This window comes from Mesorhizobium sp. ORM8.1 (genome assembly GCF_053005525.2).
In genome coordinates this window covers 5,237,278-5,259,623 of the sequence record NZ_CM132600.1, presented here as the reverse complement: position 1 = coordinate 5,259,623, position 22,346 = coordinate 5,237,278, and the positions used below count along the sequence as shown (strand labels likewise).

Genomic DNA, 22,346 nt, shown 5'->3' with positions numbered 1-22,346 from the left:
GGGCAGATGAGCTGATTCGGGGGCGGGTCGATGATCGTGATTGTTGATGAGCGAGAGCTCGTAACGGAGGGCTACAGCTCGCTGTTCGATCGCGAAGGCGTCGCCACCGCGGGCTTCGCTCCAGGCGAATTCGGCGAGTGGGTCAGCTCCGCCGCAGATACCGATCTCAGGTCCGTCAGGGCATTCCTCATCGGCGACTGTCGCGAAGGCAGCGTGTCGCCACGCCAGATCCGCGACCGCACCGGCGCGCCGGTGATCGCGCTGAGCGAACAGCATTCGCTCGAGCACACGCTGCGCCTGTTCGAGAGCGGCGTCGACGACGTCGTGCGCAAACCGGTCCACATCCGCGAGATTCTCGCCCGCATCTCCGCCATCCGCCGCCGCGCCCATGAGGAGGCGGCCTTCACCGAGGTCGGCGCGATGCGCATCTTCATGGACGGTCGCGATCCTGAGATCAACGGCGAGCCGCTGCCGCTGCCGCGCCGTGAGCGGCGCATCCTGGAATATTTGGCCAGCAACCGCGGCCGGCGCGTGACCAAGACGCAGGTGTTCAACGCCATCTACGGGATCTTCGACGAAGAGGTCGAGGAGAACGTGGTGGAAAGCCACATCTCGAAGCTGCGCAAGAAGCTGCGCGAGAAGCTTGGCCACGATCCGATCGATTCAAAGCGGTTCCTCGGCTACCGGCTGGTGTTTTGATGACCATCGCCGACGCATGTCGCGCCAGCCTCGCGCAAGACACGAGGCATAGCTTTAAGGCCTCCTATCCAGGCACTGCGGAGATCAATCGATGAGCCTCTATGGAATGATGCGGACCGGCGTTTCCGGTATGAACGCGCAGGCCAACCGCTTGTCCACCACGGCCGACAACATCGCCAATTCGGACACCACCGGCTACAAGCGCTCTTCAGCCGAGTTTTCGACGCTGATCATGCCGGGCACCGGCGGCGCCTACAATTCCGGCGGCGTGACGACGACGATCCGCTCCGCGATCAGCTCGCAAGGCGTCATGCAGTACACGACCTCGGTCTCCGACCTCGCCGTCAATGGCGACGGTTTCTTCGTCGTGCAGGATGCCGGCGGCACGCCCTATCTAACGCGCGCCGGCTCGTTCGTTCCGGATGCCCAGGGCAGGCTGGTCAACGCCGCCGGCTACCAGCTGATGGCCTACAGCTACGCCAATGGCGAGCCGGCCGCGACTGCCAACGGCTTCGAGGGCCTGGTGCCGGTGCAGATCTCCGACCAGCAAATGACGGCGACGCCGAGCACCGCGGGCAATTTCGCCGGCAACCTGCCGGCAGGCGCGACCCCGCCTTCCGGCCCGCTGCCCTCCAGCAACGCTGCGAACGCGCAGTACACGTCGAAAACCTCGCTGGTTGCCTATGACAATCTCGGCAACAAGAAGCTGCTCGACGTCTATTTCACCAACACCGGCGCCGGCACATGGGAGGTCTCGGTCTTCGATCAGTCGAAGGCTACCGCAGGCACCTCCTTCCCCTATACGGGCGGCGCGCTGGCATCGCAGACCCTCACCTTCGACACCGCCCGGGCAAGCTCACCGGCACCGGCAACATCTCCTTTACGGTGCCGGGCGGCTCGGCCCTCACCCTCGATCTTTCCAAGCTGACCCAGCTCGGCACCGGCTTCACTGTCGCCGACGCCAAGGTCAACGGCAACGCGCCGAGCTCGATCCAGAAGGTGCAGATCGGACAGGACGGCGTCATTTACGCGCAGTTCGAGGACGGCTCGACCAAGGCGCTCTTCAAGATCCCGCTGGCCGACGTTCAGAGCCCCGACAACCTCACCGCAATGCCGGGCAACGTCTATGTGCAGAGCACCGATTCCGGCGCCGTCCGGATCGGCTTCGCCAATGAGGGCAAGCTCGGCTCCATCGTCTCCGGAGCGCTTGAAAATTCCAACGTCGATATCGCCGAGGAACTGACCAACATGATTGCGGCGCAGCGCAGCTACACCGCCAATTCGAAAGTCTTCCAGACCGGTTCCGACCTGATGGACGTCCTTGTCAACCTGAAGAGATAAACGACGGGCGCCGGCCCGTGAAAGATCCGCATGTCGCTTTCCTCCGCACTAAGCATTGCCCAGTCGGCGTTGCTGGCCACGTCCAAGCAGACCAGCATCGTGTCGCGCAATGTGGCCGACGCCTCCAATCCGGACTACACCCGCCGCATCGCCGTCGTCACCAGCACGTCGCCCGGCGCCCGGGCGGTGGACATCCAGCGCGCCGCGAACGATCTTCTGTTTCGTCAGAACCTGTCGGCGCTTTCAGCATGGAGCGGGCAGAGCACGCTCTATAACGGCATGGATCAGCTCGGTGTGTCGGTCAACGGGGTCGACAATGCGTCTTCCCCGTCGAGTGCCATCACCGATCTGCAAAAAGCGCTGCAGCTCTATGCCACCACCCCGTCGAACCAGAACCTCGCCACCAGCGTCATCGACGCCGCCAAGCAGGTGGTGAATTCGCTGAACAGCGGCACCCAGGCGATCCAGGACTTCAGGACCCAGACCGACAGCCAGATTTCCGCCGCCGTCAGCGATCTCAACTCGCTGCTCAGCCAGTTCCAGGACGCCAACAAGGCTGTCATCTCCGGCACCCGATCGGGCACCGACGTATCCGACGCGCTCGACCAGCGCGATGCCCTTCTGAAGAAGATATCGGAATACGTGCCGGTCTCGACTTTCACGCGCGGCGACAACGATATGGTCGTCACCACCAAGGACGGCTCGACGCTGTTCGAGACGGTGCCGCGTTCAGTCACGTTCGCACCGTCGGCGGGCTACAGCGCCGGCGCCCCTGGCAACTCGGTCTATATCGATAATGTGCCGGTTTCGGCCGGCACCAGCGACAACACCACCGCGGACGGCAAGCTGGCCGGCTTGCTCAAGCTGCGTGACGGCGTTGCCTCGACCATGCAGAGCCAGCTCGACGAGACCGCGCGTGGTCTGATCACGGCCTTCGCCGAAACCGCGCCGTCGCAGCCCAACGCGACGGGCCTCTTCACCTGGTCAGGTGCGCCGGCAATTCCCGCTGCCGGCACCTTGGTCAATGGCCTCGCCGGCTCGATCAAAGTCAACGCGGCCATGGATCCAAGCGCCGGCGGCAACCCGTCGCTGCTGCGCGACGGCGGCGCCAACGGCGCTGCCTATGTCGCCAACACCACCGGCGGCGCCTCCTATTCGGACCTGTTGATCGCCTATGGCAACAAGCTGGATCAGCCGATGACCTTCGACACTTCGGCCGGCATCGCCGTCAACGCGAGTGTCTCCGACTACGCCGCCAATTCCATCGGCTGGTTCGAAGGCGTGCGCCAGCAGGCGTCGACCAATTCCGACGCCAAGGAGGCGCTGGCCTCGCGCACGGCCGAGGCTCTGTCCAACGACACCGGCGTCAATGTCGACCAGGAAATGTCGCTGCTTCTCGACCTCGAACACACATATCAGGCCTCCGCCCATATGATGAAAACGGTCAGCGACATGCTGGACTCCCTATTGGCCGCAGTAGGATAAACCATGAAAGCGACAGGCGTTTCCTCAGCCGCCATTTCCAACGCACTGCGCTATCAGCAGGCCAAGATGCAGGCCGACCTCATCAACGCGACGAAGGAATCCCAGACCGGCAAGGTCGCCGATGTCGGGCTGGCGCTTGGCAACCGCACCACACAGGCAGTGACCTTCCAGCGCGACCTCGACCGGCTGAACGGCATCGTCGATTCCAATGCCTTGGTCGCGGCCCGCCTGACGTCCACGCAGGATTCGCTTAGCCAGCTCTCCACCACCGCGCAGAAGTTCCTATCGGCGCTGACCACTGGCGTATCGGGCGATTCCTCCACCAATATCCTGCAGACCGCCGGCTCCACGGCGCTGCAGCAGATGACCGGCATCCTCAACACCAGTGTCAACGGCGAATATCTGTTTGCCGGCACCAACACCGACGTCAAGCCGATGGACGATTTCAGCGCCGCCGGCTCGCCGGCCAAGGCGGCCTTCGACACCGCTTTCACCGGCTATTTCGGCTTCGCCCAGACAGACCCTGCCGCCGCAAACATCACGGCCGCGCAAATGGACGACTTCATCACCACCACGGTCGAGCCGCAATTCCTTGGCGCCGGCTGGCAAGCCAACTGGTCGAGCGCCACCGACGAACAGATCACCAGCCGCATCTCCTTGAACGAAACCACCCAGACCTCGGTCAGTGCCAACGAGCAGGGCATCCGCAAGCTCGCCATGGCGGCCGCCATGGTCAGCACGCTCGCCACCGGCAACATCAGCCAAGCCGCTCAAAGCACGCTGATCGACCGCGCGCAAAAGATGGTCGGCGAGGCGATCGGCGGCCTTACCCAGGTGCAGTCCGAGACCGGCCTTGCCCAGCAGCGCGTTACCGACGCCAGCGATCGCATGAAGACGCAGGTCGACCTGTTCGAGAAGCACATCCTCGACCTCGAAGGCGTCGATCCCGCCGAAGCTGCGACCCGCGTCGCCGACCTGACGCAGCATATCGAAACGTCCTTCGCCTTGACCGCGCGCATACAGCAGCTCAGCCTGCTGAAATACCTGACCTGAATACTTTCACCGGAACGTTAGAGCGCCGACGATGTATCAATTCTCCTACGCAGACGTCCAGACCGACTCCGTCGCCGATGCCAAGGACAGGGAGCGGCAGCTTCTCACGCGCTCGATCGACATGCTGGCGGCGGCCGCCGCCGTCGGCCCCGAATCGATGGAAGCGATCGAAGCGTTGCACTTCACCAACCGCGTCTGGACCACCTTCGTTGAGGACCTGGGCTCCAGCGACAACGCCTTGCCGAAAGAGCTGCGCGCCAATCTCATCTCCATCGGCCTGTGGCTGCTGCGTGAAACGGAAGACGTCCGCCAGGGCCGCACCAACAATTTCGAAGGGTTGATCGAGGTCTCGCAGATCATCCGAGACGGCATCCAATGACCAACACGCTGAAGATCTCGCTCAAGCCGAACGAGAAGATCTACATCAACGGCGCCGTCATCCGCGTCGACCGCAAGGTCACCATCGAGCTGATGAACGACGTGCAGTTCCTGCTCGAAAGCCATGTCATCCAGGCAGAGCAGGCCTCGACGCCGCTCAAGCAGCTTTATTTCATCGTGCAGATCATGCTGGTCAATCCGGCCGGCGCCGCGGAAGCCCGCGACATGTTCCGCCGCTCGCTGCCGATGTTGATTGCAAGCTTCGACAATGAGGCCATCTGCAAAGCTTTGAAGCAGATCGACCGCATGGTCGGCGAGGATGACATCTACGAGGCGCTGAAGGCAATCCGGGCGCTTTATCCGCTCGAGCGCAAGGCGCTCGAGGACAATGACGATAGTCCTGAAGCGCCGCGCGCATTGGCTGTAGGAGCATGACATGACCGTGGACATGACAACGACGATCCCGGTTGGCGCCAACCAGGCCAGCCAGCAGACCTCCAAGACGGCGGTCGACTACCAGTCGTTCCTGAAGCTGCTAATCGCCGAGATGAAGAACCAGGACCCGACCAAGCCGATGGATTCGACGGCTTATGTGGCCCAGCTCGCCACCTTCTCGCAGGTCGAGCAATCGGTGCAGACCAACACCAAGCTCGACCAGATCATGTCATCGTCGGCGCTATCGCAGGCCGATGCGATTATCGGCCGCTCAATCACGTCGGCCGACGGCAAGACCACCGGAATTGTGGCTTCGGTGACGCTCGCCAGCAGCGGACTGATCGCCGTGCTGCAGGATGGCACCCAGGTCCCCGTCGGCGCAGGCGTGTCGATCAAGCCGGCAAGCTAGGCCAAGCACTCGCATGAATGAGGCCGACGCCCTCGATATCGTCCAATATGCGGTGTGGACGGTGCTCGTCGCTTCCGCCCCGGTGGTGCTGGTGGCGATGGCCGTCGGCATCGGCATCGCGCTTATCCAGGCGCTGACGCAGATCCAGGAAATCACCCTCACTTTCGTGCCGAAGATCGTCGCCATCATGCTGGTGGTGGCGCTGACCGGCCCGTTCATCGGCAGCCAGATCTCGGCCTTCAGCAACGTCATCTTCGAGCGTATCGAGCACGGTTTCTGAGGCCTGGCAGCGGCAAGTGCGGAAGCGGCATCCGTGCGAGCCGCAAGATCGCTTGCGGCCGAGCCTGTTGCGGCTAGATTGTAGATCGGGCTGTTATCAGCCGGCATCTTGGATTTCAGGCGCTCCTCGGGAAACGATGGATCAGGCAAAAGCGGCCGGCGGGTCATGTGCGGAATAGCCGGCGTCTGGCGAAAGCGCGATCCGATCGGCACGGGTGATCTTTCCGATGTTGCCCGCATGATGCAGGCGCTGGCGCATCGCGGCCCCGACGATCACGGCAACTGGAACAATGCCCGCCTGGCGCTCGGCCACCGACGGCTGACCATCATCGACCCGTCGCCTGCCGCGCGCGAGCCGATGCTGACCGCCGCTGGCGATGGCGTGCTGTGCTACAATGGCGAGGTCTACAATTACCGCGCGCTGCGCAAGGCGCTCGAAGCGGAAGGCCTGACCTTCCACACGGTTTCCGACACCGAGGTGATGCTGCAGGCGCTGCATCGTTGGGGACCGGAAAAAGCGGTGCCGTTGTTCGACGGCATGTTCGCATTCGCCTACTTCGATGTGCGCGATGGCGCCTTGTGGCTTGCCCGCGACAGGCTGGGCATCAAGCCGATGTCGGTTGCCGAGACAGGCGACAGGCTGCTGTTCGCATCCGAGGACAAGGCGATCCTGGCCTGCACCGATTTTCCGCGCCGGATGGACACGCGCGAGCTCACCTTGCGGCTTGCCTGGCAAAGCCGCGATTCCAGCTACAGCGTGTTCGACGGCATCGAACGGCTGCCGCCGGCCGGCCTCTGGAAGATCAACGGCGATGGCATCGAGAAGCGTTGTTATTGGCACGTGCTCGATGTGCTGGAAACAGAGCGTATTGTCAGCGACAAGGCTTCCGACGCCGACCATATGGCGAGCCTTCAGACCTTGCTCGAGGAAAGCGTCGAGATGCATTGCATCGCCGATGCCAGTCTCGCCACGGCGTGCAGCGGCGGCATCGATTCTGGCATGATCACAGCACTTGCCAAACGCTTCCGGCCCGAGATGCACGGCTATGTCGTCGACCCGAAGCTCGGCCACAGCGAGGCCGCGGATGCCGAGCGGACCGGCCGCCACGTCGGCGTCAGCCTGCGCCGGGTGCCTGTCGATCGGGACCGTTTCTTCGAGCTTTGGCCGCGCGCGGTGTGGCACCTTGAGACCGACGGCTGGCATCCCAGCCATTCCGGGCTGCTCGCGCTTGCCGAGCAATGCCGAGCCGACGGCGTCAAGGTGCTGCTCACCGGCGAGGGTTCCGACGAGCTCTTCGGTGGCTACAAATGGCAGGCCTCGACGATGAAACTGTGGCGCCAGTCGTGGCTGCGACGGCTGTTCCGATCGAAGGCCAGGAACGACCGAAAATTTGCCGAGCTTCGTCGCGCACCGTTCCGCAATTCGCTCGGCCGCGCCTCGTCCTGGGACCGCAACGTCGTGCTGCGGTCGCTGTCGCCGGAGCTGAACTTCCTGCAGACCAAGCTGTTCGACAGGTTGGACGGCGTCGCGCCGCCAGGCGACCGCGCCTTTCTTGCAAGCTGTTTTTACGACCTCTATTCGCACCTGCAGGACCTGTTGCACCGACACGACCGGCTGAGCATGGCGGCATCGGTCGAGCTCAGGGTGCCGTTCCTCGAGAACCGGCTTATCGACTTTGCCATCCACCTGCCGAGGCGGCACAAATATCGTGGCGGAACGAGCAAATGGCTGCTGAAAAGGGTCGCCGAAACGCACCTGCCGGGCGAAAACATCCGCGCGGCAAAGAACGGTTTTGAGATGTCGGAAGCCTTCTCGGCCGGCACCCAGGGTCTGCTGCGTGGCGGCCTGCTGCGTGACGCGATGCGATGGTCCTCTTCCGAAGTGGAAGACCTCGTCGCGATGGCGCGGAGCCAGGAGCCGACAAGGCTGCGTCTCGTCGGCATGGAAATGCTGCTCAGGCTCTATCTGGGCGGCGAGACGCCGGACCGCCTCACCGAGGAGCTGCACGCCGAAGCGGCAAGCGTAAAATAAGTTGGTCCAGACCGGCGAGATGCTTGGTTTAAAGCTTCGCCGACGCATTTTCGCCTTTGCCTTCCTGTTGTTGGGCCGCACTCTTTGACGACTCGCCTAAGGCGAGGCAGGCAGAAGGCGAAGCAGCAGTGATGATAGACGACGAGCCGGAAAGCGAACGCGTTTCGGCGCTGGCGCCATTCCGGCACGGCATCTTCCGCGCCGTCTGGTCGGCCAGCCTGGTGTCGAATTTCGGCGGCCTGATCCAGGGCGTCGGCGCCGCCTGGATGATGACGACGATCGCTACGTCGTCTTATCAGGTCGCGCTCGTCCAGGCCTCGACGACCTTGCCGATCATGCTGTTCGCCCTGGTGGCCGGCGCCGTTGCCGACAGCTTCAACCGACGCAAGGTCATGCTGGTGGCGCAGACCTTCATGCTGGTCGTCTCGGCGCTGCTCACGGTCTTCACCTGGTATGGCTGGATGACGCCGTGGACGCTGCTTGCCTTCACCTTCCTGATCGACAGTGGCACGGCGCTGAACAGCCCGGCCTGGCAGGCGTCGGTCGGCGACATGGTGCCACGCGCCAAGGTGCCGGCGGCGGTCGCGCTGAACTCGCTGGGCTTCAACATCACGCGCAGCGTCGGCCCGGCCATCGGCGGCGTCATCGTCGCCACGGCGGGTGCCGCGGCTGCCTTCGCGGCCAACGCCATCAGCTATATCGGCCTGATCGTCGTGCTCGCCCGCTGGAAGCCCGAAGAGCCGGCGCAGACCTTGCCGCGCGAGTCGCTGGGCGCCGCCATGGGCGCCGGCCTGCGCTACGTCGCCATGTCGCCCAACATCGCCAAGGTCCTGGTCAGAGGATCGGCCTTCGGCTTCAGCGCCGGTGCCGTGCTGGCGCTGCTGCCGCTGGTGGCGCGCGACGTCGTCAAGGGCGATGCGCTGACCTACGGCATCATGCTGGGCGCTTTCGGCATCGGCGCGGTCGGCGGCGCGCTGATCAGCGTCAGGCTGAGGCAATTGCTGTCCAGCGAGACGATGGTGCGCATGGCCTTTGCCGGCTTCGCCGTCTGCGCCTTCAATGCCGCCGTCAGCCACAATGCCTGGCAGACAGCGGCTGGCCTGCTCATCGGCGGTGCCTGCTGGGTGATCGCGCTGTCGCACTTCAACGTGACGGTGCAGATGTCGACGCCGCGCTGGGTCGTCGGCCGCGTGCTGTCGATCTACCAGACGGCGACCTTCGGCGGCATCGCGCTGGGCAGCTGGATCTGGGGCGTCGTTGCCGACGCGCATGGCGCCGAGACAGCGCTCACCGCGGCGTCGATCGCGATGCTGGCCGGCGGCGCCATCGGCCTCGTCCTGCCGTTGCCGCGCCAGACGGTGCTCAACCTCGACCCGCTCAACCGCTTCAAGGAGCCGATGCTGGCGCTCGATCTGAAGCCACGCAGTGGGCCGATCGCCATCATGATCGAATACTTCATCCGCGAGGAGGACGTGCCGGAGTTTCTCGCCACCATGGCCGAGCGCGGCCGTATCCGCCGCCGCGACGGCGCGCGCAACTGGACGCTTGCGCGCGACCTCGAAAATCCCGGCATCTGGATCGAGCACTATCATACGCCGACCTGGGTCGAGTATATCCGCCACAACCGGCGCGCCACCCATGCCGATGCCGTTGTCGGCGAGCGCATCCGCGCGCTGCACAGCGGCGACGACCCGCCGCGCGTGCGGCGCATGATCGAGCGCCCAACGATGGCCGGCACAACCCTTGTCTCGCCAAAAGGCCCGATCGACCACTGACCATAGCGGGAACTGCTACCTACGGTAGATCAGTCTACTGTTCCAGCAAATCGATGACTGAGATCGGCATGATCGAATGGTCTTCAGTCGACTGAGCCGTTGCCAGCTTTTTGCGCCATGAGTTAGTATGCCCATCACTTCGCCGCTTCCGGATATCGCTGGCCCACCGCTCATTCCCGCAACAATGGGTGCATTAGTCAGGAACCGACGTACCCCGCTTACTACCCTATGAGCGACCACAAGACCTGGAGAAAGAAAGCAAGAATCCCCTTTACGGAAGTTAGGGTAGCCACAAACAGCGACATGAGCGAGAATTGGAAAATCGTCGTTTGCCGATCGAACCAAACTCCCTTCGGGCTTTGCGTCCGACTGAAATACTGCGAGATCCAGGAATCGATGTAGCCTAAAATCCTTTAAGCTATATTCTGCAGATGTTTGCGTGGGGTGAAACAATTTTATGTCGGTCGCTATACTGTCTTGATCACCCAGAACGACATGCGCGCATGTCACGAAGCCAACTCCTTCAAGAAAGAACGCTGTGCCTTGGCTCAGCGTAGTTTCGTTTTCTACAACCCAACAACTATCTTGGATGCACCCAACGTCGAAAGCGGGTGGGGTCGGTATTGCTCTTTGGATCCGAGCGCGGTTCGCCGCCTCAGCACCGGGAAGAGCATATTGATAAAACCATTCGGCAACTTGATTTGCCAGAAATTGTAAGTTTATGGAATTATTTCTGACTTCCGTAAATATCAATAGTTTTTTAGTAGAGAAATAATTTGATAAAAAAATGTCTTCCATCATCTCTTTATAGGTGGAATGCCTTCCAGAGTCATATTTAGCCCTATAAAAAATTTCCTCTTTCATGCTTCCAAAAGTGTCAACCCTCGACGTGTGGCTGGATTCCTCCCAAGTAAACGCCAGGAAATCACTATCGTGTAAACCGTGCGCGACATATGGCAGTCGGCCCGGAAAATCACTTGCCAAGTCTTGCATGTTGTTTGAGTTGACAAGCTGCGCAATCCAGGTGCGAATTGTGCGGCTAATAGCACCAACCCAGTCTTCGGCTAATGTGTATTCGGTCAATGCTCACTCATCCATAGGGTGCCGACGAACGGAATTCCTAGGCGTTACCCCTAGCACTGCCGCCGCCAATAGCGAAGCGGACGAACCGCGCTGAGCTTGAGCGCGCCCACGCCGATGCCGTTGTCGGCGAACGGGTGCAGGCACTGCACAGCGGCGAGGGTCCGCCGCGCGTAAGGCGAATGATCGAACGTCCGACGACGGCGGGCACGACCCTCGTGTCACCGAAGGGCCCGATCGACCACTGAGACAGTCAGTTTCCCGACTGGATCATATAAAGTTTGCGCGTCGTCTCGTGGATCCGCCACTCGCCCTTCCAGCCCTGCGGCAACACGAGAAGATCGCCGGGTCCGAGCTCGCGCATCTCGCCATCGGCGCGGCTCACTTCGAGGCGGCCGGAAATGATGTGGCAGATTTCGGACGAGTCCGAGCGGTCGGCGGTGAAACGGCCGGGCGAGCATTCCCAGATGCCGATATCGACGCTGCCGTCCGGCGACTGGAAGAAGGACCGCACCGCCTCGACCTGATCGCCCTCGATCGAGGTCGGCTTGCGCGAAAAGGCGCCGATGTCGGTCTTGGCAAGGTCATGGAAAGTCGAAAGGTCGATCAAGCTGGTCTCCATCAATCAGGTGCAATTCCACAAAGGATGCTTGTCCTTTCGGAATCGCGCGTGAGAAAAATTGAGGCGGCCCGGCGAACGCCGGCCGCTAGTGGCCCGTGATGCTGTCGGCCAGGGCGGCAAGCTTCGAGGTGTGCGCAAGCCCGGCGGCTTCGCGAGAGTCGGCGATGCGATAGAGCTGGTACATCGAATGCACGCCAAGCCAGCGGAAGGGCTCCGGCTCCCACGGCCTGACCTTGCGGTTGACCCAGGGCAGGCGCGTGAGCTCGGTGTTCTGACCAAGCACCAGATCGGCAAGCGTGCGCCCCGACAAATTGGAGCTCGACACGCCGAGCCCGACATAGCCGCCGGCCCAGCCGATGCGGGTGGCAGGATCGAGGCCGACCGTCGTGCACCAGTCGCGCGGCACGCCGAGCACGCCGCACCAGGCATGCTCGATACGGCTTGCCGCCGTCTGCGGCAACAGCGTCGTCAGGATGGTGTGCAGTTGGTCGATCGTTGCCTGCTGCGTCTGGCCGTTGACGTCGGTGCGCGAACCATAGCGGTAAGGCACGCCGCGCCCGCCCATCGTGATGCGCCCTTCGCGCGTGCGCTGCGCATAGCAATAGGCGTGCGCCGCATTGCCGAGCAACTCATGGCCGTCCCAGCCGATCTGCCGCCACAAATCTTCGGACAAAGGCTCGGTGACGATCTGCGCGCTGTTCAAGGCCAGCCAGGTGCGCTCCTCGCCCGGAATGCCGGCGGTGAAACCTTCGGTGGCGCGGATGATGGTTTCGGCGCGAACCGTGCCGCGATCCGTGGTGACGTTGCCCTTGGCAATCGCCGTCACCGTCGTCTTTTCATAGATCGTCACGCCGAGACGTTCGACCGCTTCCGCCAGACCGCGTACCAGCTTGGCCGGCTGCACCCGCGCCTGGCCATGGATGACGAAGCCGCCCAGGACATTGTCGATGTTGATGCGGGCGCGTGTCGCCGCGGCATCGAGCAGTTCGATGCGGTCAGGGTTGACATCCCAGGCGCGGATCGTCTCGCATTCCTCGCGCACGCGCTCCAGCTGGGCCGGGTTGGTGGCGACCGTCAGATTGTCGACGCGGCGGATGTCGGCGTCGATACCTTCCTCGGCCGCCACCCGGATCACTTCGTCGACGCAGCCGGCCATCGCCTGCTGCATGTCGACGACGCCCTGCCTTGTCGAGGTCTTGAGATATTTCTCGCGCGACCAGCCGAACCCGCCCGACAACCAGCCGCCATTGCGCCCCGAGCCACCGAAACCGGCGAACTCGCGCTCGACGAGCACAATGCGCAGCGCGGGTTTTGCCTTCTTCAGGTAATAAGCGGTCCAAAGCCCGGTATAACCAGCGCCGACGATTGCGACATCGGCCTCGATGTCGCCGGGCAGAGACGGACGTGGGGCTGGAACCGCACCGAGATCCGCATACCAGAACGAGATGTCGCCGTTGCGCTTGACTTGCATGGGGATGATTCCGGCAGAGCAATTCCAGGAAAAAATGTGAAGCGGTTTTCCGTCCGGGGATTGCGTTAAAACAAAGAGATGGATCAGGTGAGTGTCGTGTCGGCCGTGCTGTCATCGGCCAGAAGCTTGGCGTCGGCGCCGTCGAAACAGAGCTCGACCTTGTCGCCGAGACCAAAGCTCTCGCCGGTCAGCGGCGAGCGCACGATCGCAATCGAGCCGTCGCCAAGCTTCACTTCGTATTTCGATCCAGAGCCAAGATAGATCACCTCGGCGATGGTGCCCGACAGCTGGTTGGCGCCGGCAGCGCCTTGCCCCGGCCGGCGGATGGCGAGCTTCTCCGGTCGCAGCAGCATCACCGGACCGGCCTCGCCATTGAGGCGGCGCGGCGCGGTGACGGTCTCGCCGGCGATGGTGAGCGCGGTGCTGGTGCCGTCGCTTCTCGCCTCGCCGCGCAGCACGGTGGAATCGCCGACGAAGCGGCCGACGAACAGCGTCGCCGGCTCGTCATAGAGCTGGCGACCGGTGCCGACCTGCTCGATGCGACCGCGGTTGAAGACGGCGATGCGGTCCGATAGCACCAGCGCCTCTTCCTGATCGTGCGTGACATAGACGAAGGTTGTGCCGAGCTCGCGATGGATGCGCTTGATCTCGAGCTGCAGCCATTCGCGCAGCTTCTTGTCGAGCGCGCCAAGCGGCTCGTCCATCAACAGCAGCGGCGGATCGAAGACGATGGAACGGGCGAGCGCGACGCGCTGCTGCTGGCCACCTGACAGCTCGCTTGGATAGCGATGCGCGAAATCGCCCATCTTGACCATGTCGAGCGCTCTCGCCACGCGCGCCTTGCGCTCGTCCTGCCTGATGCCGCGCAGCGTCAGCGGATAAGCGACGTTGCGGCCGACCGTCATGTGCGGGAACAGCGCATAATGCTGGAACACCACGCCGATGTTGCGCTTATGCGCCGGCACGCCGACGACACTTTTTTCGCCAACCAGCAGGCTGCCGCTGGTCACATCGGTAAAGCCTGCGATCACGTTGAGCGTCGTCGTCTTGCCCGACCCGCTGGGACCGAGCAGCGTCATGAATTCGCCGGGCTCGATGCGCAGCGACACGCCGTCCAATGCCTTGAACGTTCCATAGGCCTTGCTGACCGTGGCGAGGTCGATCGCGGCGCCCCGATTTTGCGGTCTCGGGCTCATAGAAGTCCTTTCCGCTCGCGACCAAGGAGAAGCATGCCGCCGCCGATCAGCAGTGTCGTGGCGAACAACAGGATGGTGCCGACCGCGGCCACTGTCGGATCGGCATCGCGCGTGATCGACGAGAAAATCTGCACCGGCAGCGTCTTGAGATAGGGGTTGGTGATGAACAGCGACACCACGATCTCGTCGAAGGACGTGGCGAAGGCAAAGAGCAGGCCGGAAAGGATGCCGGGCAGGATCAATGGCAGCGTCACCGTCCGGAAGGTGGTGAGCGCACCGGCGCCGAGACTTGCCGCCGCCGTCTCCAGCCGCCTGTCGAACACTTCGAGATTGGCCGAGACCGCGATCAGCACGAAAGGCAACGCCAGGATGGTGTGCGCAAGCACGAAGCCTGTCAGCGTTCCGACCAGGTGGGTGTCGAGATAAACGGCGTAGATGCCGATCGCCAGCACCACGCCCGGCACCACCATGGGTGTCAGCATCAGCATGCGTAGAAGGTTCGCCGGCCGCGCCTTCATGCGGTCGAGACCGAAGGCGGCAAGCGTGCCCAACACCGTCGCCAGCACCGCCACGATCGAGGCGACCTTGAGCGAGTTGAGGAAGCTCGACGACCAGTCCGGATTGGTGAAGAAGTTCTGGTACCACTGCCAGGAAAAGCCTTGCGGCGGGAAGGCGAGCGACTTGTTCCCGTTGAACGACATCGGCACCACGACCAGCGTCGGCGCCACCAGCCAGATCGCGACCAGCAGGCAGACGAGGCCGAGGATGACGCGGGTGAGCGGTTTCATTTCCATCAGCGCCGCCCCGTTTCCCGATAGCGTGAGCGCATCACGGGTGCCGCCAGTGCCAGGAGCACGAAGGTGGTGATCAAAAGCACCACGCCCATGGCGCCGCCGCGGCCCCATTGCAGGAGGCTCAGCACCTGCGTCTGCACCAGCGTCGACAGCATGGTCGAGCGCGGCCCGCCGAGCAGCGCCGGCGTGATGTAGAAGCCCAGCGCCAGGATGAAGACGATGATCGCGCCGGCATAGACGCCCGGCAGCGACAGCGGCAGGTAGACCGTGAAGAACGCGCGCGAAGGCCGGGCGCCCAGGCTCTGCGCCGCCCGCATCAGCCTGAGGTCGATGCCCTTCATCACCGAATAGAGCGGTAGGATCATGAAGGGCAAAAGCACCTGCGCCATGCCGATGACCACGCCGGTCTGGGTGCGGATCAGCCGGATGCCGTCAAAACCCGCCGATCTGAGCAGCGAATTGATGACGCCGGAATCCTGCAGCAGAATCACCCAGGAAAGCGTGCGCACGACGCCGCTTACCCAGAACGGGATCAGCACGCAAAGTATCAGGACAAGCCGCACGCGCGGCCCGACGGCGGTCATCAGATAGGCGTAAGGGTAGGCGCAGACCACGCAAACCACCGTCACCCAGGCCGAGATCACAAAGGTGCGCTGCAGCACAGTGAGATTGACGGGCGCGCCGAAGAACCAGAGGTAATTCTGCGCGCCCCATTGCGGCTCCGACAAGCTGCGCAACACGATGGTGAGCAGCGGATAACCGATCACCGCCGCCAGCAGGATGAGCGCCGGCAGCGTGAGCGCGAGCGGCCGCCAGGCCCAACCCCGTTTCGGGACGGAAGGCGTTGTCGGTTCGAGCGCGCTCACTGGTTTTGCCTCTGTCAGCCGATCAGTTGCCGGCCATCAGCGCCGCCCACTTTTCCTGCGCCACCGCAAAGTTCGGCACCCAGAACTTGAAGTTCTGCTTGTAGCCCTGCTTCTGGCGTTCCGGCGTGTTGGTCAAGAAGGCGGCGACGGAAGCGTCGACCTTGGGCTGCGCGTCGTTGTTGATCGGCGTGTAGGAGGTCTTCTCTGCCAGGATTTCCTGCGACTGCTTGCCGAGATAGGCATTGAGCAGCGCATAGGACGCGTCCGTATCCTTGACGCCGACCGGGATCGTCATCTGGTCCATCACCACCAGCCAATCCTGCCATGCAGGCGCGTATTTGGCGCCGTTCTTGACTGCGGTCATGGCGCGGCCCGTCCACATCATCAGCATGTCTGCCTCGCCGGACTCGGCGAGCTGCTGCGATTCAGCGCCCGTCTTCCAGAAGATGGTATCAGGGCCGAGCTTGCGGACCACGTCGATGGCCTTGTCGATATCGGCCACCGTCATGGCTTTCGGGTCGCCGCCGGCGACCTTGAACGCCTGTTCGAGCAGGCCGCCGGTCGGGCTGCCCGAGCCGTCGATGCCGCGCACACCGGGGAATTTCTGCGTGTCGAAGAAGTCGGCCCAGCTCTTTGGCGGGTTATCCTTGTACTTCTCCTTGTTGTACATCAGCACGACGCCGTAGTTCATGGCCGGCACCGAGCATTCGCCAACCTGGCCTTCCGGGATTTTCGAGACGTCGAGCTTCGTCAGGTCGAGCTTCTGGAACAGTTTGCCGCAATAGACGTAAGGCGGCAGGTCGTCGGTATCGACAACGTCCCAGGTGACATTGCCGGACTCGACCTGCGCCTGCAGCTTGGCGATCTCCGTCGGGCCGTCATTGAGCAGCTTGACGCCGGACTTGTCGACGAACTCCTTGAGCGCCGCCGCCTGGCCGTCCTGGTAGATACCGCCATAGGACACCAGCGTCAGGGTCTTGCCCTTGAGCGAGCCTTCCTTCACATCGCCAGCCACCGGCTTGTCCTGCGCGAACGCCACGCCGGCCACAACGCCGAGCGCCAGGACAGCGCCAAGGCCTGCATATCTCGATTTAAACATCACGCTAACTCTCCCATTCATGCCCGCGTGTTTGATCTGTTACCTGGCCGCGAGCGGTTTCCAGGCCGTGTATTGATCGAGCTCGGCGCGTACCGATGTCGGCGGCGCGATGACCCACATCACCTCGGCCCGGCCGCTGCCGACGTTCTCGGTACGATGCGGGGTCGATGTCGTGTATTCGACGCTGTCGCCCTCTTCCAGGATATGGCGCGCCTCGCCCAGCCAGACCTCGACGACGCCGCGCAGCACGATCAGCATCTCATGCGCGTCGCCATGCGTGTATTGTTCGGGGCCGGTGGAGCCGCCAATGTCGAACTCGCCGACATAGACTTCCATGTCGCTGAGCGGCGGTCGCGACAAAAGCATCTTACGGCAGCCGTCGCCGGGCGGCAGGCTTGGCCGCTCGCTGCGCCGCAGAACGCCATGGCTTTGCGCGGTGCTTTCGGCAAACAGCATTGCCACGCTGACCCCCAGCGCCGAGGCCATCTGGTTGAGCGAAGCGGTGCTCGCGCCCGTCAGCCCGCGCTCAAGCTGGCTGATGAAGCTGGCGCTGGTCCCGGTCGCCTCGGCGAGATCGCGCAGTGACAGCCGGCGGGCAAGGCGAAGGCTCTTGAGCCGCATGCCCAGCACCTGTTGCGCAAGCGTGGCGGCCGAAGCCGTTCCATGTGCTGACTGCGCCTGGCCGTTGCCGGAAGCCTTGGGCATCTCATTTCTCCCACTGAACAGTTTGTACAGTGGCACTGTACAGATGACAAGCAATAAGAATCCACCCGCGGCGGCTGTCGCCCGCCTCAGGTCGATCCATAGTCACAGGAGGAAAGCCGCGGCTAGCCTTCGCCGGCCAGATCCCGGCGCGCCTTGTCGAGCTCCTCGGCATAGCGGCGCATCAGATGGCTTTCGGTGAGCAGGCCGAGAACGATGCGCTCGTCGAAATCCTCGACCACCGCCAGCTCTTCGGCGCCCGCACGCTGGAAGGTTTCAGCGGCGGACTGGACGTTCATCGACGGCACCAGCACCGAATCCTTGAACTGGGCCAATGCCTCGACCGGCGTTTCGCCATCGGACCGGTCGCTGTGGAGTTCAGCCACCAGCAGCACGCCGACATAGCGATCCTCCTGCTCGACGGCGATGACGCGCTGCGCCGAGCCGAGCGGGATCTGCCTGCGGAATTCGTCCAGCGTCGTCGAGGCATCGATCATTCGGATGTCGCTGCGCATCATCGAGCCGACCGTGAGGCTACGCATCCAGCCGACGTCATGGGCGCTGCGGATCGTCTCGCCACGCAGATGGAAGCGCCAGGTCGAGAACGAGTAGCCGAAGGTTTCGCGCACCAGGATCGCCGACATGATCGACGCCGCCAGCACCACGCCGGTCAGCGTCAGGTCGCGGGTGGATTCCAGCGCCAGGAAGGTCATGGTCAGCGGGCCGCCGACGACGCCGACGGCAAGCGATGTCATGCCGACGACGGCGGCGACCGACGGGTCGAGGCCGGTCGACGGCGCCGCCAAAACCATGACGCCGGCAAAAAGCTTGCCGAGCAAGGCTCCGAGGAACAGCGAGGCAAAGAACAGGCCGCCGCGGAAGCCGGAGCCGAGCGAGATGGCCGAGGCCGCCAACTTCAGCACGAAGACGCTCGCCACCACCGGCAGCGCGTAGTTCATCGCAAACTCGCGGTGCAGCGCGCCATGGCCGCTGGAAAGCACCTGCGGCGTGACCAGCCCCAAGAGCCCGACAAGGATGCCGCCGATGAACGGACGGACCGACGCATCGATCGACAGCCGCACGAAGAGGCGCTCGATGAGGCTCACCAATTGCATGATGGCGATCGATGCCGCGCCGCCGAGCAAGCCGAGCAGCAGGAACGGCACATACTGGCTGGCGGTCAGCGCCGGCAGCCCGGCAAGTTCCAGCGGAAACGGCACGCCGCCGAAGACTTCCGCCGTCAGCGAGGCGGCGATCGCCGCTGTCATCACCGGCGCCACATTGGCCACCGAATAGATGCCGATGACCAGTTCGAAGCCATAGAAGGCGCCGGTCAGCGGCGCGTCGAAGGCGGCAGCGATGGCGCCGGCAGCGCCGCAGCCGACCAGGATGCGGACATCGTTGCGGCGCAGGTGGAAGGCGCGGGCGAGCCGGGACGCTATGCCGGAGCCGATCTGCGTGTAGCCGGCTTCCAGACCGACGGAGGCGCCGAAGCCGCTGGAGATCATCGTCTGCGCGACGATGATGAAGGTATCGGTGAGCGACATGCGCCCGCCATAGAGCGCATTGGCCTCGATCGGATCGACCGGGGTGCGGAATTTGTAGCGCCGTAGCCAAATCACCGAAAGGCCGAGCAGCAGGCCGCCGATGGCCGGAAACATCGCCTGCACCGGGTTGGCCAGTGCAAACATCGCCGAAAGCCGGCCGCCCGGCTGCACGTCGAAGAGCAGATAATGCATGCCCTGAACCAGCGCGCTCATGCCAGTGACCAGCAGGCCGGCAATCACGCCAACCACGCCAGCCATCAACACGATCACGATGCCCCGCGCCTCGAGCACGGGGATCGAGTTGATCAGCACCGCGCGAAGCCGGCGGGCGTAGACTTGCGGTTCGTTTCTGGCAGGCAACGGATCGGCTCGCCGATGTGCAGAGGAATGGAAGCTGCCGTGCCTGATACGCCCGGCGGCATTGCGTGGCAATCGCAATGCCGACCGCTTGTGGCGCCATTTTGGCTATCGCTTACGCAATCGACGCAACGCATCGACCGTGGTATTTTAGCACGATCTTATTTTCTATCACGAAGGGGGAAACCATGAGTGCGCGAGAGTTCTTTTCGCTGGCTGCCTGCGCGATCTTTTTTGAGCTCATCCGCAATGAGCAATTCAAGTGTGGATCTTCCAGCTAGGCTGAGCAATTTTTTGGGAAGAAACGTCGAAAACCAAAGCCGACCGACAAGAGGGTTTCTTCAAACCGCTCAGCAGCAGGATGTCTGCTGCCCTGGTGGTTACCCATGGTACCGTAACTCAACAAACACATGTTACGGAAACTATGAAGATTGCCACGATACCGATGGCGGCGGTTGGTCCTGCAGACAGGTCAACGCCTGCTAGGCCTTCTTGGCTATCATTACCGAGTCCGATGGGACGGCAGAAGTACTGCCGCAACGCCGGCGAAAGCCTCAGTCCGGAACAGGGATCGTCAGCGGGCCGCAATCATCTTCGGCGACGAAGATCGCCAGCAGCTCGGCCGGCTCGGTCGCGCTGGCATTCTCGGCGAAGGCGTGGATCGCGCCCGGTGCTTCGAACCAAGTCTGACCCGTTGTGTAGGTCACGGCCGGTCCGCCGTCCATCTGCGAGCGCAAGGCTCCCTTGATGACGAAGGCGGTGACCGAGCCAGGATGCTTGTGTCTCGGCGTATAAGCGTTCGGTGGGAATTCGACCAGCGCTGTGGTGATCGAATGCCCTGGAACGTTCGGCAGCTTTTCGCAGGACAGCGGCTTGACCGTTGTGGTCGGGCGCGCCGCGGCCCCGACATCAGCCGCCATCATGTGAACATGCGCATCCAGCCCGACGGGAGCGGTGATTGCGAAATTGCCGTGGACGATGACCATGCCAAGCAGCCCGGAGACGATTGCGGCGACGCCGAGCAGCGCCAGGTTTCGGGAAGAAGCGATTTCGATCATGGCGGCAGCTCCTTGCTCACTTGCCCAACCGAAAGTCGGCGCGCCAGCCGAGCTCACTGGCGGCCTTGTCGGTCGTGACATGACTATTGGGCTCCGCGACATTGAACGCGCCCTGCGACCCCTTCTCCACGGCAAGCAGTGCCGCGAAGGCCGCCGCGTCGACATGCAACGCCGGATCGGCGCCGGTCTCAGTGCCGGTGCCCGGTCCGTAGAGATGTCCGTAGCGCAGCACGATGCCGGTGATCGGCGAGGCTTCCAGCACATGCCGTTCAAGTGCGATGACGCCGCCAACGCTGACGGCGCGGCCGCCTTCGGCATTGCTGTCGAGCGGATCGGTCTCCGCATGCGGCTCGGCTCCGGGCGCATAGGCCCAGGCGATACTCTGCGCGATCAGCCGCTGGACGCCCGCCGCCTTCGCGGCGTCGATCAGGTTGCGGGTGCCCTCATTGCGGATGCGCGCATTCCGCGCAATCGCCTCGCCCATACGCGACGGATCGAGCCCGGCCGGCAGGTCGGTGAGCTGATGGATGACGATCTGAGGCCTGGCGGCCACCACCGCGTCGCGCAGCCCTCCGGCATCGAAGACGTCGACCACCACCGGATCGGCGCCGAGCGTACGCAGCTCTTCGGCCGTCGCCGCCTGCCTTGTCGAGGCGGTCACCTGATGGCCTGCCGCCAGAAGCTGCGGTATCAGGCGGCGGCCGATCGCGCCCGAGGCTCCAGCAAGAAAAATACGCTTGCCCATCGTCTTTCGTTCCTTGTTGCGGTAATATCAGTGTACGAACAACATATAAGAGCACTGACATCATGCGCAAGGGGAATCCGCCTGTTCCAGCTCCCGGAGAAGGCAAGCGCGGCGAGCAGGGCTATCTCGGTTATCTGCTGCGACAGGCGGCCGGCGCCTATCGGCTGAGGGTGGAACGGGCACTTGACGAGTTCGGGGTCACGCAGGCGCAGTTTGCAGCCCTGACCATGATTTCGGCTTATCCCGGTCTGTCCAACGCCGACCTTGCCCGGCTCGCGGTGCTGACGCCGCAGACAGTGAGCGTGATCGTCGGCAATCTGGAGAAGGCCGGCTCTCTCGTTCGCACGCCTCATGCCGTCCACGGCCGCATCCAGCATCTCGACCTGTCCGACGGCGGTCGCGCCTTGCTGAAAAAATGCCGTGAGCGGGTCTACAGACTGGAGGAGACCTGGCTGCGGAGCTTTCCGCCGACGATGAACGCGCAGTGCGGCGTTGGCTGGTCAACGTTGCGACCGCGGAGGCGACGCAGACGTAGTCTGTCAGGTCGGCGCGCCGCCATCCGTTTCGTGGAGCGTGAGCTTGCGATCGCCGATCCCAAGCGCCGCCCAGCTCGCGCGCCATTCGGCGATATGCGCCGACTTGAAATGCGCTTTGAGCGCGGCGCGATCGCTCCACGCTTCCGAAACACGGATAAGCCCGGGGTCCAGCACGTCTTGCGCATAGGAATAATCGAGACAGCCGGGCTCAGCACGGCTTGCCGAAATCATCCGTTCCATCGCCGGCTTTGCCTGTTCGATCCTGTCGGGCGGCAGCCTGACCGTGCCGATGAGCAGCAGCATGCGAATTCCTTTCAGGTGGCCAGCTCAAAGTCCCGTAACCACTCTCCCACCTTCGCGCAAGCTTGGCCGGTTACGGTTGAGGGC

At 63.4% G+C, this 22,346-nt stretch carries 21 protein-coding genes and 2 pseudogenes; 11 read left to right on the top strand and 12 right to left on the bottom strand.

The window, feature by feature from the left end:
• The first annotated feature begins 30 nt into the window (after nucleotides 1-30).
• The 10 genes and pseudogenes from ACVDG8_RS26250 to ACVDG8_RS26205 all read left to right on the top strand — a co-directional run bounded on the left by ACVDG8_RS26250 (nucleotide 31) and on the right by ACVDG8_RS26205 (nucleotide 9,886).
• Nucleotides 31-699 carry a response regulator transcription factor gene (locus ACVDG8_RS26250; protein WP_371009236.1) on the top strand — a complete coding sequence of 223 codons (669 nt, stop codon included), beginning with the start codon at nucleotides 31-33 and terminating at the stop codon, nucleotides 697-699.
• A 91-nt stretch (nucleotides 700-790) separates the two neighbouring features.
• Nucleotides 791-2,040, top strand: a pseudogene (locus ACVDG8_RS26245) (flagellar hook protein FlgE).
• Nucleotides 2,041-2,070: 30 nt separating this feature from the next.
• Nucleotides 2,071-3,525, top strand: coding sequence for a flagellar hook-associated protein FlgK (gene flgK / locus ACVDG8_RS26240; protein WP_455707273.1), 1,455 nt, complete (start codon nucleotides 2,071-2,073; stop codon nucleotides 3,523-3,525).
• Between the two features lie 3 nt (nucleotides 3,526-3,528).
• Nucleotides 3,529-4,578 carry a flagellar hook-associated family protein gene (locus ACVDG8_RS26235; RefSeq protein WP_447251035.1) on the top strand — a complete coding sequence of 350 codons (1,050 nt, stop codon included), beginning with the start codon at nucleotides 3,529-3,531 and terminating at the stop codon, nucleotides 4,576-4,578.
• Between the two features lie 31 nt (nucleotides 4,579-4,609).
• Entirely contained in the window at nucleotides 4,610-4,957 is a 348-nt protein-coding gene (gene flaF / locus ACVDG8_RS26230; protein ID WP_447251034.1) for a flagellar biosynthesis regulator FlaF, read from the top strand.
• Nucleotides 4,954-5,391, top strand: a complete 438-nt coding sequence (flbT, locus tag ACVDG8_RS26225) for a flagellar biosynthesis repressor FlbT (RefSeq protein ID WP_447251033.1) — start codon at nucleotides 4,954-4,956, stop codon at nucleotides 5,389-5,391. Before flaF ends, flbT begins: the two co-directional genes overlap by 4 nt.
• Nucleotide 5,392: 1 nt before the next feature.
• Nucleotides 5,393-5,800, top strand: coding sequence for a flagellar hook assembly protein FlgD (gene flgD / locus ACVDG8_RS26220; protein ID WP_447251032.1), 408 nt, complete (start codon nucleotides 5,393-5,395; stop codon nucleotides 5,798-5,800).
• A gap of 13 nt (nucleotides 5,801-5,813) precedes the next feature.
• Complete coding sequence (gene fliQ, locus ACVDG8_RS26215) at nucleotides 5,814-6,080, top strand: flagellar biosynthesis protein FliQ (protein ID WP_371009243.1); 267 nt, start codon at nucleotides 5,814-5,816, stop codon at nucleotides 6,078-6,080.
• Nucleotides 6,081-6,245: 165 nt separating this feature from the next.
• The gene (gene asnB / locus ACVDG8_RS26210; protein ID WP_447251031.1) at nucleotides 6,246-8,111 is read left to right on the top strand and encodes an asparagine synthase (glutamine-hydrolyzing); all 1,866 of its coding nucleotides are present in this window, start codon (nucleotides 6,246-6,248) and stop codon (nucleotides 8,109-8,111) included.
• 131 nt (nucleotides 8,112-8,242) lie between these two features.
• A complete protein-coding gene (locus ACVDG8_RS26205) occupies nucleotides 8,243-9,886 on the top strand; it encodes an MFS transporter (RefSeq protein WP_447257090.1) in 1,644 nt (547 codons plus the stop codon).
• Nucleotides 9,887-9,901: 15 nt separating this feature from the next.
• Here ACVDG8_RS26205 and ACVDG8_RS26200 read toward each other — a convergent pair whose 3' ends face one another.
• From ACVDG8_RS26200 to ACVDG8_RS26150, 11 genes are all read right to left on the bottom strand, one after another.
• Nucleotides 9,902-10,969 carry a S1 family peptidase gene (locus tag ACVDG8_RS26200; RefSeq protein WP_455707272.1) on the bottom strand — a complete coding sequence of 356 codons (1,068 nt, stop codon included), beginning with the start codon at nucleotides 10,967-10,969 and terminating at the stop codon, nucleotides 9,902-9,904.
• Nucleotides 10,970-11,219: 250 nt separating this feature from the next.
• Nucleotides 11,220-11,588: a cupin domain-containing protein gene (locus ACVDG8_RS26195; protein WP_447257089.1), complete on the bottom strand. Its 369-nt coding sequence runs from the start codon at nucleotides 11,586-11,588 to the stop codon at nucleotides 11,220-11,222.
• Nucleotides 11,589-11,673: 85 nt separating this feature from the next.
• Nucleotides 11,674-13,059: an NAD(P)/FAD-dependent oxidoreductase gene (locus ACVDG8_RS26190; protein WP_447251029.1), complete on the bottom strand. Its 1,386-nt coding sequence runs from the start codon at nucleotides 13,057-13,059 to the stop codon at nucleotides 11,674-11,676.
• Between the two features lie 83 nt (nucleotides 13,060-13,142).
• Nucleotides 13,143-14,255: an ABC transporter ATP-binding protein gene (locus ACVDG8_RS26185; RefSeq protein ID WP_447251028.1), complete on the bottom strand. Its 1,113-nt coding sequence runs from the start codon at nucleotides 14,253-14,255 to the stop codon at nucleotides 13,143-13,145.
• The gene (locus ACVDG8_RS26180) at nucleotides 14,252-15,049 is read right to left on the bottom strand and encodes an ABC transporter permease (protein ID WP_447251027.1); all 798 of its coding nucleotides are present in this window, start codon (nucleotides 15,047-15,049) and stop codon (nucleotides 14,252-14,254) included. The genes ACVDG8_RS26185 and ACVDG8_RS26180 overlap by 4 nt, the downstream gene beginning before the upstream one ends.
• Complete coding sequence (locus ACVDG8_RS26175; RefSeq protein ID WP_447251026.1) at nucleotides 15,049-15,915, bottom strand: ABC transporter permease; 867 nt, start codon at nucleotides 15,913-15,915, stop codon at nucleotides 15,049-15,051. Before ACVDG8_RS26175 ends, ACVDG8_RS26180 begins: the two co-directional genes overlap by 1 nt.
• A gap of 22 nt (nucleotides 15,916-15,937) precedes the next feature.
• Nucleotides 15,938-17,014: an extracellular solute-binding protein gene (locus ACVDG8_RS26170; protein WP_447251025.1), complete on the bottom strand. Its 1,077-nt coding sequence runs from the start codon at nucleotides 17,012-17,014 to the stop codon at nucleotides 15,938-15,940.
• A 39-nt stretch (nucleotides 17,015-17,053) separates the two neighbouring features.
• Complete coding sequence (locus tag ACVDG8_RS26165; RefSeq protein ID WP_447251024.1) at nucleotides 17,054-17,719, bottom strand: helix-turn-helix domain-containing protein; 666 nt, start codon at nucleotides 17,717-17,719, stop codon at nucleotides 17,054-17,056.
• Nucleotides 17,720-17,841: 122 nt separating this feature from the next.
• Nucleotides 17,842-19,623 (bottom strand): chloride channel protein, encoded by a 1,782-nt coding sequence (locus ACVDG8_RS26160; protein ID WP_447251023.1) that lies wholly within the window; start codon nucleotides 19,621-19,623, stop codon nucleotides 17,842-17,844.
• A gap of 551 nt (nucleotides 19,624-20,174) precedes the next feature.
• Complete coding sequence (locus ACVDG8_RS26155) at nucleotides 20,175-20,678, bottom strand: cupin domain-containing protein (RefSeq protein WP_447251022.1); 504 nt, start codon at nucleotides 20,676-20,678, stop codon at nucleotides 20,175-20,177.
• A 16-nt stretch (nucleotides 20,679-20,694) separates the two neighbouring features.
• The gene (locus tag ACVDG8_RS26150) at nucleotides 20,695-21,423 is read right to left on the bottom strand and encodes an NAD-dependent epimerase/dehydratase family protein (RefSeq protein ID WP_447251021.1); all 729 of its coding nucleotides are present in this window, start codon (nucleotides 21,421-21,423) and stop codon (nucleotides 20,695-20,697) included.
• A 62-nt stretch (nucleotides 21,424-21,485) separates the two neighbouring features.
• On the opposite strand from ACVDG8_RS26150, the pseudogene ACVDG8_RS26145 reads away from it, so the two are divergent.
• Nucleotides 21,486-21,734, top strand: a pseudogene (locus ACVDG8_RS26145) (MarR family winged helix-turn-helix transcriptional regulator); the annotation flags it as partial.
• A gap of 228 nt (nucleotides 21,735-21,962) precedes the next feature.
• Here the strand turns inward: ACVDG8_RS26145 and ACVDG8_RS26140 are convergent.
• Complete coding sequence (locus tag ACVDG8_RS26140) at nucleotides 21,963-22,262, bottom strand: putative quinol monooxygenase (protein WP_447251019.1); 300 nt, start codon at nucleotides 22,260-22,262, stop codon at nucleotides 21,963-21,965.
• Between the last annotated feature and the right edge of the window lie 84 nt (nucleotides 22,263-22,346).

What these genes read in the sequence shown, in the direction of transcription:
- ACVDG8_RS26250 (WP_371009236.1), top strand. Translation starts at nt 31, where the DNA reads ATGATCGTGATTGTTGATGAGCGAGAGCTCGTAACGGAGGGCTACAGC.
- flgK (WP_455707273.1), top strand. Translation starts at nt 2,071, where the DNA reads ATGTCGCTTTCCTCCGCACTAAGCATTGCCCAGTCGGCGTTGCTGGCC.
- ACVDG8_RS26235 (WP_447251035.1), top strand. Translation starts at nt 3,529, where the DNA reads ATGAAAGCGACAGGCGTTTCCTCAGCCGCCATTTCCAACGCACTGCGC.
- flaF (WP_447251034.1), top strand. Translation starts at nt 4,610, where the DNA reads ATGTATCAATTCTCCTACGCAGACGTCCAGACCGACTCCGTCGCCGAT.
- flbT (WP_447251033.1), top strand. Translation starts at nt 4,954, where the DNA reads ATGACCAACACGCTGAAGATCTCGCTCAAGCCGAACGAGAAGATCTAC.
- flgD (WP_447251032.1), top strand. Translation starts at nt 5,393, where the DNA reads ATGACCGTGGACATGACAACGACGATCCCGGTTGGCGCCAACCAGGCC.
- fliQ (WP_371009243.1), top strand. Translation starts at nt 5,814, where the DNA reads ATGAATGAGGCCGACGCCCTCGATATCGTCCAATATGCGGTGTGGACG.
- asnB (WP_447251031.1), top strand. Translation starts at nt 6,246, where the DNA reads ATGTGCGGAATAGCCGGCGTCTGGCGAAAGCGCGATCCGATCGGCACG.
- ACVDG8_RS26205 (WP_447257090.1), top strand. Translation starts at nt 8,243, where the DNA reads ATGATAGACGACGAGCCGGAAAGCGAACGCGTTTCGGCGCTGGCGCCA.
- ACVDG8_RS26195 (WP_447257089.1), bottom strand. Translation starts at nt 11,588, where the DNA reads ATGGAGACCAGCTTGATCGACCTTTCGACTTTCCATGACCTTGCCAAG.
- ACVDG8_RS26190 (WP_447251029.1), bottom strand. Translation starts at nt 13,059, where the DNA reads ATGCAAGTCAAGCGCAACGGCGACATCTCGTTCTGGTATGCGGATCTC.
- ACVDG8_RS26185 (WP_447251028.1), bottom strand. Translation starts at nt 14,255, where the DNA reads ATGAGCCCGAGACCGCAAAATCGGGGCGCCGCGATCGACCTCGCCACG.
- ACVDG8_RS26180 (WP_447251027.1), bottom strand. Translation starts at nt 15,049, where the DNA reads ATGGAAATGAAACCGCTCACCCGCGTCATCCTCGGCCTCGTCTGCCTG.
- ACVDG8_RS26170 (WP_447251025.1), bottom strand. Translation starts at nt 17,014, where the DNA reads ATGTTTAAATCGAGATATGCAGGCCTTGGCGCTGTCCTGGCGCTCGGC.
- ACVDG8_RS26165 (WP_447251024.1), bottom strand. Translation starts at nt 17,719, where the DNA reads ATGCCCAAGGCTTCCGGCAACGGCCAGGCGCAGTCAGCACATGGAACG.
- ACVDG8_RS26155 (WP_447251022.1), bottom strand. Translation starts at nt 20,678, where the DNA reads ATGATCGAAATCGCTTCTTCCCGAAACCTGGCGCTGCTCGGCGTCGCC.
- ACVDG8_RS26150 (WP_447251021.1), bottom strand. Translation starts at nt 21,423, where the DNA reads ATGGGCAAGCGTATTTTTCTTGCTGGAGCCTCGGGCGCGATCGGCCGC.
- ACVDG8_RS26140 (WP_447251019.1), bottom strand. Translation starts at nt 22,262, where the DNA reads ATGCTGCTGCTCATCGGCACGGTCAGGCTGCCGCCCGACAGGATCGAA.